Annotated in this window: 10 protein-coding genes; 6 read left to right on the top strand and 4 right to left on the bottom strand. The window is 69.3% G+C overall.

Annotated elements, in window-relative coordinates; translation table 11 throughout:
* Position 1 precedes the first annotated feature (1 nt).
* A complete protein-coding gene (locus J4H92_RS05975) occupies positions 2-1,753 on the bottom strand; it encodes a sigma-54-dependent Fis family transcriptional regulator (protein ID WP_208097122.1) in 1,752 nt (583 codons plus the stop codon).
* Positions 1,754-1,923: 170 nt separating this feature from the next.
* Here J4H92_RS05975 and J4H92_RS05980 point away from each other — a divergent pair, with 170 nt between their 5' ends.
* Genes J4H92_RS05980 through J4H92_RS05990 form a run of 3 tightly spaced genes read left to right on the top strand, consistent with a single transcriptional unit; the run spans position 1,924 to position 5,581 of the window.
* Positions 1,924-3,402, top strand: coding sequence for an NAD-dependent succinate-semialdehyde dehydrogenase (locus tag J4H92_RS05980; RefSeq protein ID WP_208097124.1), 1,479 nt, complete (start codon positions 1,924-1,926; stop codon positions 3,400-3,402).
* A complete protein-coding gene (locus J4H92_RS05985; RefSeq protein ID WP_208097126.1) occupies positions 3,399-4,649 on the top strand; it encodes an iron-containing alcohol dehydrogenase in 1,251 nt (416 codons plus the stop codon). Before J4H92_RS05980 ends, J4H92_RS05985 begins: the two co-directional genes overlap by 4 nt.
* Before the next feature lie 2 nt (positions 4,650-4,651).
* On the top strand, positions 4,652-5,581 hold the full coding sequence (locus J4H92_RS05990) for a 3-hydroxyacyl-CoA dehydrogenase (RefSeq protein ID WP_208097128.1): 930 nt from the start codon (positions 4,652-4,654) through the stop codon (positions 5,579-5,581).
* Between the two features lie 16 nt (positions 5,582-5,597).
* On the opposite strand, the gene J4H92_RS05995 is transcribed toward J4H92_RS05990, so the two are convergent.
* Together J4H92_RS05995 and J4H92_RS06000 are read right to left on the bottom strand one after the other, a co-directional pair.
* The gene (locus tag J4H92_RS05995; protein WP_341783013.1) at positions 5,598-6,251 is read right to left on the bottom strand and encodes a GntR family transcriptional regulator; all 654 of its coding nucleotides are present in this window, start codon (positions 6,249-6,251) and stop codon (positions 5,598-5,600) included.
* 29 nt (positions 6,252-6,280) lie between these two features.
* Positions 6,281-6,817 (bottom strand): VOC family protein, encoded by a 537-nt coding sequence (locus J4H92_RS06000; protein ID WP_208097131.1) that lies wholly within the window; start codon positions 6,815-6,817, stop codon positions 6,281-6,283.
* A 246-nt stretch (positions 6,818-7,063) separates the two neighbouring features.
* Here J4H92_RS06000 and J4H92_RS06005 point away from each other — a divergent pair, with 246 nt between their 5' ends.
* The 3 genes from J4H92_RS06005 to J4H92_RS06015 all read left to right on the top strand — a co-directional run bounded on the left by J4H92_RS06005 (position 7,064) and on the right by J4H92_RS06015 (position 11,534).
* On the top strand, positions 7,064-9,253 hold the full coding sequence (locus J4H92_RS06005) for an alpha-ketoacid dehydrogenase subunit alpha/beta (protein WP_208097133.1): 2,190 nt from the start codon (positions 7,064-7,066) through the stop codon (positions 9,251-9,253).
* Positions 9,253-10,557 carry a dihydrolipoamide acetyltransferase family protein gene (locus tag J4H92_RS06010; RefSeq protein ID WP_208097135.1) on the top strand — a complete coding sequence of 435 codons (1,305 nt, stop codon included), beginning with the start codon at positions 9,253-9,255 and terminating at the stop codon, positions 10,555-10,557. The genes J4H92_RS06005 and J4H92_RS06010 overlap by 1 nt, the downstream gene beginning before the upstream one ends.
* Positions 10,558-10,670: 113 nt before the next feature.
* Positions 10,671-11,534, top strand: coding sequence for an NAD(P)-dependent oxidoreductase (locus tag J4H92_RS06015; protein WP_208097137.1), 864 nt, complete (start codon positions 10,671-10,673; stop codon positions 11,532-11,534).
* A gap of 43 nt (positions 11,535-11,577) precedes the next feature.
* Here J4H92_RS06015 and dcd read toward each other — a convergent pair whose 3' ends face one another.
* Positions 11,578-12,183, bottom strand: a complete 606-nt coding sequence (gene dcd / locus J4H92_RS06020; RefSeq protein ID WP_208097139.1) for a dCTP deaminase — start codon at positions 12,181-12,183, stop codon at positions 11,578-11,580.
* Positions 12,184-12,260 lie beyond the last annotated feature (77 nt).

The raw sequence follows: 12,260 nt of genomic DNA on the forward strand, positions 1-12,260 counted from the left end.
GTCACATCGTCAACCGGTAGCTCTTCATCTTGCGGTAGACGGTCGCCCGGGAGACGCCGAGGATCTCGGCGGCGCGCACCCGGTTGCCGCCGGCTTCGAGCAGTGCCCGGCGGATCGCCTCCTCCTCGGCCCGCTCGATGAGTCCGGTCGTGCGAGGACTCCGGATCCCCTCGGGGAGTTCCTCGACCGAGACGGTCCCGGAGCGGCGTCGGCTCAGCACGTCGGCGACGAGGGTGTGCAGCTCGCGCAGGTTGCCCGGCCAGTTGTAGCGCTGCAGGGCGCGCAACGCCTCCGGACTCGGCGAGAGCGCGGCGCCGGGGAGCTCCTGCTCCGCGAATCGCGTCCAGAGCGCAGCGATGTCGTGCGGGTGGTCGCGCAGCGGCGGTGCGATGACGAGGTGCGCGCCGAGGCTCAGCGCGAGCGCCTGTCCCTCGCGCCCTTCGCCGACGGATGCCGTCAGGGTGATCCGGCTCGGCTGCGGTGCCGTCTCGATGAAGGATCGGAGGCCGTCGACGGTGCGCTGCTCGGAGCCGACGCCGCGGATCACGACCCGCTGCCCCTCCTCGACGTGCTGCTCGAGCCGTTCGAACCAACGTCTCATGCCGATCAACGGGATCGTGCCCGCGTCCATCACCGCAGTGTCCGGTACTCGCCGGGAGGCCTGGTAGGCCCATCCCAGAGCGAGCGAGGTCTTTCCGCTGCCGGGTTCCCCGGCGATGAGCAGCGGTCGCGACGTGGTGCGAGCCCGGGAGACCCGGGTGAGGGTGTCGCGCCACTCGTTCGACTTGCCGACGAGGGGTGGCGCGTGGCGGAGCTGATGAACGTCGGTCGCGCCGGTGCGCTGGGGCGCGGCGGGCGTGACGCGGACCAGTACGTTACCGGAGCCCGGGAAGCGCTCGATCCTGAGATCCACTTTGCCGATCGAGGTGACGCCGCTCGCCCGCCCGCGGGAGTCCGCCTCGGCGGCAGCCTGGCGGATCAGCTGGAAGTCGAGCGGCCTGAACTGCCCGGCGGAGGTGTTCTGAACGAGCAGCCCCTGGGCGCCGAAGCCGATCACCGGTACATCGCCCCGACGGGTCAGGCGGAGGAACTCGTCCAGCATCTGCCGGGTCCCGGGTTGCTCCATCGTCATCATGTGCTGCTCGAGGTTCGCGGTCAGCGTGCGGATCAGCGCCTGCAGGAGTTCCGTCTGGGGCTTCGCGTCGCAGGAGAGGGTGACCGCGCCGAGCAGTTCCCCGGAGATGGGGTGGAAGAGCGGGGCACCCGTGCAGACGGCCGTGCTGTAGAACTCGGAATAGTGCTCGTTCGTGACCACCTGGGTGAGGCGTCGGGTCGCGATGACGGTGCCGACGCCGTTGGTGCCGACCACATCCTCGGAGAGCACCGCGCCGCGCACCGTGCCGACTCGGTCGAGGTGCTCGAGACCGTACGAGGTGCCGGCCCAGCGATCGAGGATCCGGCCCCGGGTGTCGGCGAGGAGGAGACCCACGCCCGACCCTTCGAGGGAGCGGGCGAAACTGCTCATGGGTGTGTGCAGCATGTCCAGAAGCGAATCGTCCAGTTCCTCCTCGGCGACCACGGGGACCTCGGTGATGCGCTCGGGCATGCCGAGCGCGGACTTGGAGCGGAGCCAGCTGTCCACGATGAGTCGGTCCGCGGTCGAGGGCGGCTGGCAGCCGGAGGCCTCGGCCTCGGTGAGCACGGATTCCTTCGCGCGCTCGATCTGCGCCGGTCGGGGTCGAGGTGACGTCATTGTTCCTCCAGGAGGGCTCGGCCGTCGTTGCCGAGTGCTCGACGAAAAGCATAACGCCGATGACCCGGGACGGAACCGCGGAAAAGCTTCGATATCATAATGATACGGTATTACGATATTACAGTGTTACGATCAACGTGAAAGCCCATCTCGCAGTCAAAGGAGAACAGATGCCAACTCGCAGCGCGACCCTTCGCGGGCACCGGATCCCGCTCGACCTCCTCATCGGCGGCGAGTGGGTCACCGGCGACGGCCGCTACGCGGTGACCAACCCCGCCGATGGCGCAGTCATCGCGGAGCCGACGAGCGGCGGAGTCGCGCACGCGGTGCGCGCGCTCGACGCGGCTCAGTCGGCCCAGGCGGAGTGGGCCGACTGGGCTCCGCGCGCTCGAGCGGATCTGATGCACCGGGCCCATCGGCTGCTGCTCGAACGGGAGGACGCGATCGTCGAGACCATGACGCTCGAGAGCGGCAAGCCTCTCGCCGAGGCGAGGGGCGAATTCGCGCTTTCGGCGGCGTTCTTCCTCTGGTTCGCCGAGCAGGTCGCTCATCTGCACGGCAGCTACGCCGGAGGGTCGGGCGGCGGCTACCGCATCGTCGTCGGGCATCGGCCGGTCGGTCCGAGCTATCTCGTCACCCCTTGGAATTTTCCGCTTCTGATGTCGGCGCGCAAGGCCGGGGCCGCGCTCGGCGCCGGCTGCACGGTCGTCATGAAGACGGCTCGGGATACGCCGCTCACGCAGGCCCTCTTCGCCGGGGTGCTGCACGACGCCGGCTTCCCCGCGGGAGTCGTCAACCTGATCCACACGGCTGAGAGCGGCGAGGTCTCGGCGGCTGTCATGGCCGACCCGAGGCTGCGCAAGGTCAGCTTCACCGGTTCGACGGCTGTCGGCGCCCAGCTGCTGGCGCAGGCGGCGCCCGGTATCGTCAACTCCTCGATGGAGCTCGGGGGCGACGGCCCCTTCGTCGTGCTCGAAGACGCGGATATCGATCTCGCCGTGCGCGAGGCGATCGCGTGCAAGTTCCGCAATGCGGGACAGGCCTGTGTCGCGGCCAACCGCATCATCCTGCATCGTGACATCGCCGAGGAGTTCACCGGGAAATTCGTGGCGGCAGCCGGCCGGCTGACCGTCGGCGATGGTTTCAGGGCGGGCACGGATGTCGGGCCGGTCATCTCGGAGCGCCAGCGTCGCCGGGTGACGGACCTGCTGCGGCGCTTCACGGAGGCAGGAGCCGACGTGCTGCTCGGCGGCCGGCCGGTCGACGGACCCGGGTACTTCTTCGAGCCGACCGTGCTCAGGGTCGGGGGTGAGCGCCACGACTTCTGCAACGAGGAGCTGTTCGCCCCGGTCGCCGCGCTCTACACGGTCGATTCGGTACCGGAGGCGCTGGAGTTCGCGAACGATACGCCTTACGGCCTCTCCGCGTACCTGTTCACCCGGGACATCTCGCGTGCCATCGCCATCGGCGAACGAATCGAGTGCGGCATGGTGGGCATCAACCGGGGGATCATGGCGGATCCGGCGGCCCCCTTCGGTGGCGTCAAGGCATCCGGGCTCGGACGAGAAGCCGGTCAGGGCGGCATCTATGAGTTCCTGGAGCCCCATTACCTGGCGCTCACCGTCGATGAGGAAGGTGCATGCGCATGAGCGCGGAGAACGATAACGAGTCGCGTCTCGGTCTCCTGCGGCAACCGGGCACGGTGATCTTTGGCCCCGGTCAGCGCGCTCATCTGCCTCGCCTCGCCGCGGAGCACGGCTCGCGCGTGCTCATCGTGACCGACGCGCGGATGACGACGACCCCCGAGTTCGCTGAACTCGTAGCGGATTTCGCCCGAGCCGGACTCGACGCTCACGTCTACGGCGACGTCGACCCGGAACTGCCGCGGGAAAACATCCAGCGCGCGGCGGATCGTTTCGGGTCGGCCGGCATCGATGCGGTGATCGGGCTGGGCGGAGGCAGCTGCCTGGACATGGCGAAGGTCACGGCCCTCATCCTGGCTCGCGGTGGGGACATCCGCGACTACTACGGCGAGAATCTGGTTGATGGCCCGGTGCTGCCGATCATCACCGTGCCCACGACCGCCGGCACGGGGGCGGAGGTCTCGTGCATCGGGGTGGTCTTCGACACCGAGCGCGGCGTCAAAGTCGGCGTCGCCAGTGCTCGGCTCGAGCCCGTGGCCACGGTGATCGACCCGGAGTTCACGCTGACCGCACCGGCCGGCCTGACGGCAGCCACCGGGGCAGACGCCCTCTCGCACCTGGTCGAGTCGTTCACGGATATCGCGAAGAACCCGTCTCCCGAAGAGATGCAGAACCATCTCTACATCGGAAAGAACCTGCTCTCGGACCTCTACTGTCGGCACGGCCTGAGATTGCTGAACAGCTCGCTGGAGCGCCTCGTGGCGGACCCCTTCGATCTCGCGGCCCGCACGGATACCATGCTCGCCGCCTACTGCGGCGGCATGGCGCTGAACACGGCGGGCACGGCCGCCGCGCACGCGCTGCAGAGCCCGATCGGCGGGCTCACCCGTACGCCGCACGGTTTCGGCGTGGGTGCGCTGCTGCCCTACGTGATGAGATTCAACCTGCCGGTCAGAATCTCCGTTTTCTCGGAACTGGGCCGTCTGCTGGGCGTCGCCGATCCTGTCGCGGGCGAGCTGGAGCAGGCGAAGGCCGGCATCGAGCGCATCGACGGGTTGCTCGCCGCGCTCGGCGTGCCGGCTGACCTCGCCGCGCTCGGGGTCGCGGAGAAGGACCTCGGCACGATCGCCGAGCAGACCATGCTGTCGACCCGGCTGCTCGCGAACAACCCGCGCCCGATGAACCGGGACGATGCGCTGGCCGTGCTGCGCCGCGCCTACGCGGGTGATCGCTCGTATTGGGCTGCGGAGTGACCGTGCGCAAGATCGCGGTGCTGGGCGCCGGATCGATCGGAACCGCTTTCGCGGTGCTGTTCGCCGCCGCCGGGGCGACGGTGCGGATCTGGGATCCCCTGACCGAGGCTCGCGAGCGGGCGCTGTCCGACGTGCGGACCCGCCTCGGGCTGCTGCACGCGAATGGTCTTCTGGACGAGCCCCCGGAGCGGGCGCTCGAACGGATCTCGTTCTCCGAGGAGGCCGTGGAGGCGGTCGCCGGTGCGAGCCTCGTGCAGGAGTGCGCTCCGGAGCGCGCGGAGGTGAAACGGGAACTGTTCGCGCGGGTAGCGGCCGGAGTCGACGACGACACGGTGCTGGCCAGTTCCAGTTCGGCGATCGTGCCCTCCAGCATCGCCGCGGGATCCGATCGCGCGGCACAGATCGTGGTGGGTCATCCGGGGAATCCGCCGTATCTGCTTCCCGTGATCGAGGTCGTTCCCTCGCCCGCCTCGCGAGCGGATATCGTCGCCGCGGCGATGGCGGTGTATCGTGACGCCGGGCTCTCTCCGGTGCTCGTGCGGCAGGAGGCGGAGGGCTTCATCTTCAATCGTCTGCAAGGCGCGGTGCTGCGAGAGGCCTACTGCCTCGTGCGCGACGGCGTAGCGAGCGTCGAGGATGTCGACACCGTGATGCGGCGGGGCCTCGGCCGGCGCTGGGCCTTCATCGGGCCCTTCGAGACCGCTGATCTGAACACCCGCGGCGGCATCGCATCGCACGCGGCGAAGATGGGCCCCGCCTACGAGCGGATGGGCGCCGAGCGGGGCCAGCACGACCCCTGGAGTCCGGAGCTGGTGGCGGAGGTGGCGGCGCGACGTCGGGAGAGCCTGCCCCTCGACGAGTGGGAACGGCGAGTCGCGTGGCGCGATGAACAGCTGCTGCGGTTCCGGAAGGCGTTCGACGGGCCGGCGTGATCGACGCCGCACGGGCTCAGAGCCGGTGGAAGACCTCGGGATGACGGCTCAGCTCGAGCCGGGTCGAGCTGATGTGTCCGAGCAGCACGCGCTCCGCGCCGTCGGGGTCGTCGCGGAGGATGGCGAGCGCGAGCATCTCGTGCTCGAGATGCACGGTCCGGCTCGTCCGCTCGGTGCCGAGCAGGGTGAAGGCGCGTCGGTAGTGCTGAGTCGTGTTCCACAGTCGTTCGACGAGATCGCCGAGTATCGTCGATTCCGCGCCCGAGTAGGTGAGCATGTGGAACTCCCGGTCGAGCCTCAGGAACTCCTCCACCTGCGGCTCCTGCCGCATGGCCTCGACGAGGGGCAGCAGCCGATCTCGGGTCTCCGCGTCGAGCCCGGGCATGCTCATGCGCAGCAGCAGGGGCTCCACTCGCTCGCGCACCTGGTAGACCTCTTGGCACTCCTCCAGGCTCAGCTTGGCGACCCAGGCGCCGGTGTTCGGCACCATGATCACCAGGCCCTCGGCCTCGAGCGCGCGGAGCGCGTCGCGCACCGGCAGGCGGCTCGCACCGTAGCGTTCGGCGAGCACCTCCTGGCGGATGCGTTCTCCCGGCGCGAAGGCGCCGGAGAGGATGTCGGCGCGCAGGGCGTCGGCGATGCGCCCGGCCGACCCGGCGGTCTTCTCCACCGTCGTAGGCGAACGGTCCTCGTGCCCGGTCATGCCGCGGGGTGCGCCGGGTGCCAGAGCTTGACCGGGCTCTCGGCCTCGTAGGCCTTGCCGTTCGGGAAGCTGACGAGTTCGAACTGCATCCCCCAGGGTGCTCTGAAGTAGACCCAGGTCTGGCCGAGGCTGTGGCTCTGGCTCTGGGTGGGCTCGCCCATGATGTCGACCCCGTGCGCCTTGAGATGATCGAGCGCGGCCTCGAAGTCGTCGACGTAGAAGGCGACGTGATGGCCGCCGATATCGCTGTTCCGGGGCGCCGGAAGCTGGCCGTCCGCGGGTTCGTACTGGAACACCTCGAAGTTGGGGCCGAAGCGGCAGCGATAGAAGCGCAGCTCGCGCATCACCGTCCGCGGGTGCACGCCGAGGCGGGTCTCCATCCAGTCGTCCTCCCGCGCGAACGGCCCGAGCGAGTACACGCGCTCGCAGCCGATCACGTCGACGAGGAAGCGCTCCGCCTCATCCAGATCCGGCACCGTGAAGCCGATGTGCTCGGCGCCCCTGAGGCCCGGCAGCCCGCGAGATTCCGACATGCCCATCCCTCCATCTTATGCGTATCCGTACGTGGCTCCTGCGGTGCGCAGTCTCCTTCGTTCTCGATAATCGTATACATTTATGAGGTCATTAGCCAACGAGTTCCCAGAATATCCGCGGGATGAGCTTGAAAATGTATCCAATCCTCGTTTACCCTGGAGTATCGCCAGCGCATTCCGCCCGCATCTCGGGTGAGGAGCGCGCACCGCAGCCAACACGATCACGGAATCAACGGAGAGACCTACATGTCCAAGCACAGCAAGCTGGAGACCGGGGTGCCCTGGATCGAGCTCTCGACGACCGCGGCCGACTGGAAGAAGGCCGACCCTCGGCTTCTCGCGTCGATGCTCGGCCAGATCCAGCTCATCCGCTCCTTCGAGGAGACGGTGCTGGATCTCGCGGGCCAGGGCCTCGTCCACGGTCCGGCCCACTCGAGCATCGGACAGGAGGGCGGAGCCGTCGGCTCGATCGTGTCGCTGCGCTCGAGCGACGGGGTCAACGGATCCCACCGGGGGCACCACCAGTTCCTCGCGAAGGCCATCACCCACGTCTCGGACGGCGAGCTCGACCTGGACGCGCTGGTCGGTGCGGACATGCAGGCCATGCTGCAGCGGACCCTCGCGGAGATCCTCGGACTCGCGCAGGGCTTCTCGGGAGGCCGCGGCGGCTCGATGCACCTGCAGTGGCTCGAGGCCGGCGCGCTGGGCACCAACGCCATCGTCGGCGGAGGGGCGCCGCTCGCCGGGGGCAACGCCTGGGCGCAGAAGTACGCGGGAACGGACGACGTCTCGATCAACTACTTCGGCGACGGCTCGAGCCAGATCGGCTCCGTGCTCGAATCGATGAACCTCGCGGCGACCTGGAAGACCCCGGTCATGTTCTTCATCGAGAACAACCTCTACGCGGTGGCGACCCACGCGAGCGAGGCGACGGCCGATCCGCGCTTCTCGGTCCGCGGCCAGGGCTTCGGCATCCCCGCCTGGCGCGTGGACGGGATGGATCCCCTCGCCGTCCACCTCGCCACGCAGGAGGCGCTCGAACGGATGCGGTCCGGGGAGGGCCCCGCCATCATCGAGGCCCAGGTCTATCGTTTCTTCCACCAGAACGGGCCCTATCCCGGCAGCGCCTTCGGCTACCGCAGCAAGGCGGAAGAAGCCGAGTGGAAGGGACGCGATCCGCTCGAGCGCGTCGCCCGCGAGATGCTGAAGCGCGATCTCATCACCGAGCAGCAGGTCGCCTCGGTGCGCGATCAGGCCAAGCAGGCCATGGCCGAAGCCGTTGCCGCCCTGCTCGAGGACGATCCCGAGAACGAGGGCAAGCGCAGGATCCGCCCGGAGTCGTGGCCCGATCCCGCCGTGGTCGACACCGGCATCCGCGGAGACGCGAGCGAGCTCGCGGCGCTGACCGCGGCGGAGCCGCTGGATCTCGGGGGCGGCTGGCGCGACATCAAGTTCGTCGACGCGGTGGCGCAGACCATGGAGCGCCGCATGGAGCTCGACGAGCGGATCGTGGTGCTGGGCGAGGACGTGCACCAGCTCGGCGGGGGCACCAACGGCGCCACCAAGGGCCTCGCCAAGCGGTTCGGCCCGACCCGGGTCATCGGCACGCCGATCAGCGAGAACGCCTTCTTCGGCTTCGCCGGCGGCGCCGCCCTCGACGGCCGCATCCGCCCGATCGTGGAGTTCATGTACCCCGACTTCATGTGGGTCGCCGCGGACCAGGTGTTCAACCAGGTGGGGAAGGCGAGGCACATGTTCGGCGACAACAACACCCTGCCGCTCGTCCTCCGCACGAAGGTGGCCATGGGCTCCGGCTACGGCTCCCAGCACCTGATGGATCCCGCCGGCATCTTCGCCACCGCACCGGGCTGGCGCATCGTGGCCCCGTCGACGGCAGCGGACTACGTCGGGCTGATGAACGCGGCGCTCGCGCTCGAGGACCCGGTGCTGGTGATCGAGCACGTCGACCTCTACCAGCGCGCCGACCGCGTGCCCGACGGCGACCTGGACTACGTGATCGCGCCCGGCACCGCCGCCCTGCGGCGCGAGGGCGAGGACGCCACCGTCATCAGCTACCTCTCGATGGTCCACCACGCCGGTGAAGCACTCGACGAGACCGGTCTCGACGCGGATCTGATCGATCTGCGGTGGCTCGACCGCGCCTCGATCGACTGGGACACCATCGAACGGAGCATCAAGAAGACCAATGCGGTCGTGATCGTCGAGCAGGGCGCGCGCGGCACCTCGTACGGCGCGTGGCTGAGCGACGAGATCCAGCGCCGATTCTTCGACTGGCTCGATCAGCCCGTGCAGCGCGTCACCGGAGGCGAGGCATCGCCCAGCATCTCGAAGGTGCTCGAGCGGGCGGCCATCGCCCGCACCGAAGAGGTCGTCGCCGGTCTCGAGACGCTCAAGACGAACATGGGGAGCAACTGATGGCCGTTCTCATCCGGATGCCCGAGGTGCTCGCGAACGTCACCGAGGCCGCGATCCAGTCCTGGCTGGTGGCCGAGGGCGACACCGTCGCAGCCGACACACCGCTCGCCGAGATCGAGACGGAGAAGGCGATGATCGAGTTCGCCGGGGAGAACGCGGGCGTCGTCGCCGAGCTGCTCGCCCCGACCGGCGAGACCATCGCGGTCGGCGAGCCCATCGCGATCCTGCGTCAGGAAGGCGACAGCGACGCGGACGTCGACGCGGTGCGCCCGAGCGGCGGCGCCTCGAACGCCGCCGCGACGCCGGAGGAGCCCGCACCGCCCGCCGGGGCCGCACCCGATTCCGCGCCGGAGCCGGCCCCGAGGGATCTCGATGAAGCAGCCCAGGCCCCGACCGAGGAGGCGCCCCGCGAGTCGGGCGAGTCGGGCGAGCGGCTGTTCAGCAGCCCCATCGTGCGCCGTCTGGCGCGCGAGCGCGGCATCGAGCTCGCCCGCGTGACCGGCACCGGTCCCGGCGGCCGCATCGTGCGTCGCGACCTCGACGCGTTCGTCCCCGCGCCCGCTCGGGCCGCGGCCCCCGCCGCCGAACCGGCACCGAGCGGATCGGCGCCCCCGACCGGGGACCAGCCGGGGGAGGCGGTCCCCCTCACGGGCATGCGCAAGGCCATCGCCCGACGGCTCACCGAGAGCAAGTCCACCGTCCCGCACTTCTATCTCACCGCGGACTGCCGCGTCGACGAGCTGTTCGCGCTGCGCAAGACCGTCAACGAGAGCGCCTCGCGCAAGATCTCGGTGAACGACTTCGTCGTCAAGGCCGCGGCGCAGGCCCTGGCCGACGTGCCCGAAGCGAACGCGATCTGGGGCGGAGACCACATCCGCCGCTTCGAGACCGTCGACATCGCGGTCGCGGTCTCCACGGAAGGGGGACTCCTGACCCCGGTCGTCCGCGACATCAACGCGCTCAGCCTGACCGCAGTGAGCGCGACGATCGCGGATCTGGCCGAGCGCGCCCGGGCCGGACGGCTCACGCAGAGCGAGCTCGAAGGAGGCAGTTTCTCGATCTCCAACCTCGGCATGTACGGGGTCGACGAGTTCAGCGCCATCCTGAATCCGCCGCAGTCCGGTATCCTGGCCGTCGGCGCCGCGAGTCAGCGGCCGATCGTGACGGATGGCGAACTGGCCGTCGGCACCGTCATGACCGTCACCCTCTCCGCGGATCATCGGGTGGTCGACGGGGCCCTCGCCGCCCAGTGGCTGCAGGCCTTCAGGGCGCGGATCGAGCATCCGTTCTCCATCCTGGTCTGAGTCTCGGAACGCACCCGCATCGAACCTGCGCCGCGGACGGTCCCCGTTCGCAGCGCGACGTCATTCCTCACCACCCGAAGGCACCGCCTTCGCTCCGCTCGAAAGGGACGCACATGACCACCATCGGCTTCATCGGACTCGGCACTATGGGGGCGGCGATGGTCGCGCGACTGCTCGAAGCAGGCCTCGACGTCGCCGTCTGGAATCGGACGGCGTCGGCGGCGGACCCGCTCGTCGAGGCCGGTGCCACGCGTCTCGGCGGTCCCGCGGACGCGTTCGAACGCGACGTCACGATCTCGATGCTCTCGAACGACCAGGCCGTCGACGCGGTGTTCTCCGAGCAGCTGCTCACCGGAGCCTCGGGGTCGCTGCACGTGAACATGGCCTCCGTCAGCACCGAGCTGGCGCGCGAGCTCGAAGCGCGCCACGCGGCGGCGGACGTGCGCTACCTGGGCGCGCCGGTGCTCGGTCGGCCGCACGTGGCACGTGCCGGCCAGTTGAACATCGTGGTCGGTGGGAAGGAAGCCGACGTCGAGGCCGCGGCGCCGGCGCTCGATGCGCTCGGGAAGAAGACCTGGCACATCGGCGAGAGCCCTGCCGCGGCCGCACTCGTGAAGATCGGCGTCAACTACAACCTGATCCACGCTCTGCTCGCCCTGGGCGAGTCGATCAACATGGTCGAACGCGGTGGCATCGACGGGCAGCTGTTCGTCGACATCCTCACCGACGCCGCCTTCACCGGCTCGGCCTACACCGGCTACGGCAAGATCATCGCCGAGCGCTCCTACTTCCCCGCGGCCTTCGATACGGCGCTGGGGCTCAAGGATCTCGCCCTCACGGAGGCGGCGGCAGCCGAGGTGGGGGCCGCGCTGCCGTCCTCGCCCACCCTGCGCGGGCTGTTCGAGGCGGCGGTCGCCGACGAGAAGCTCAAGGACGGCGACTGGTCGATCATCGCCGAGGTGATCCGACGGCGATAGGGATGGAGCGGAGCGCCGCCCTCCGACCTCCCCCGAACACCCCTCAGGCGCCGGTGCTCCCCGCCTCGGTGCCGGTGACATCGGCGCGGTGGAAGTTCTGGAAGGATCGCGACGCCGTGGGGCCGCGCTGTCCGAGGTATCTCGAATAGGTGGCCCCGGCGCCGTACGGTCGCTCGGCCGGCGAGGTGAGGCGGAAGAAGCACAGCTGGCCGATCTTCATGCCCGGCCAGAGCCGGATGGGAAGCGTCGCGACATTCGAGAGCTCGAGGGTGACGTGCCCCTCGAACCCCGGATCTATGAAGCCGGCGGTCGAGTGGGTGAGCAGGCCCAGCCTGCCGAGGGAGCTCTTGCCCTCGAGGCGGGCGGCGATGTCGTCCGGGAGCCCGATCTGCTCGAAGGTCGAGCCGAGGACGAACTCTCCCGGATGCAGGATGAAGCCCTCGGCCGGATCGACCTCGATCAGCCGGGTCAGCTCGGGCTGATCCTCGGCCGGATCGATCACCGCGTACTTGTGGTTGTCGAACAGGCGGAAGTAGCGATCGAGCCGCACGTCGATGCTCGACGGCTGCACCATGTCGGCTTCGCTCGGCGAGAGCGTGATGCGGCCGGCGGACAGTTCGGCGTTGATGTCGCGGTCTGAGAGCAGCACAGATCCATCTTACGGGTCGGAAAGGGCACCGGCTCGAGGCGGAGGCGCTTCGAAGCGATGCGAGGAGAGGAACTGGG

The sequence above is a fragment of the Leucobacter weissii genome (genome assembly GCF_017565745.1).
Classification (GTDB): domain Bacteria; phylum Actinomycetota; class Actinomycetes; order Actinomycetales; family Microbacteriaceae; genus Leucobacter; species Leucobacter weissii.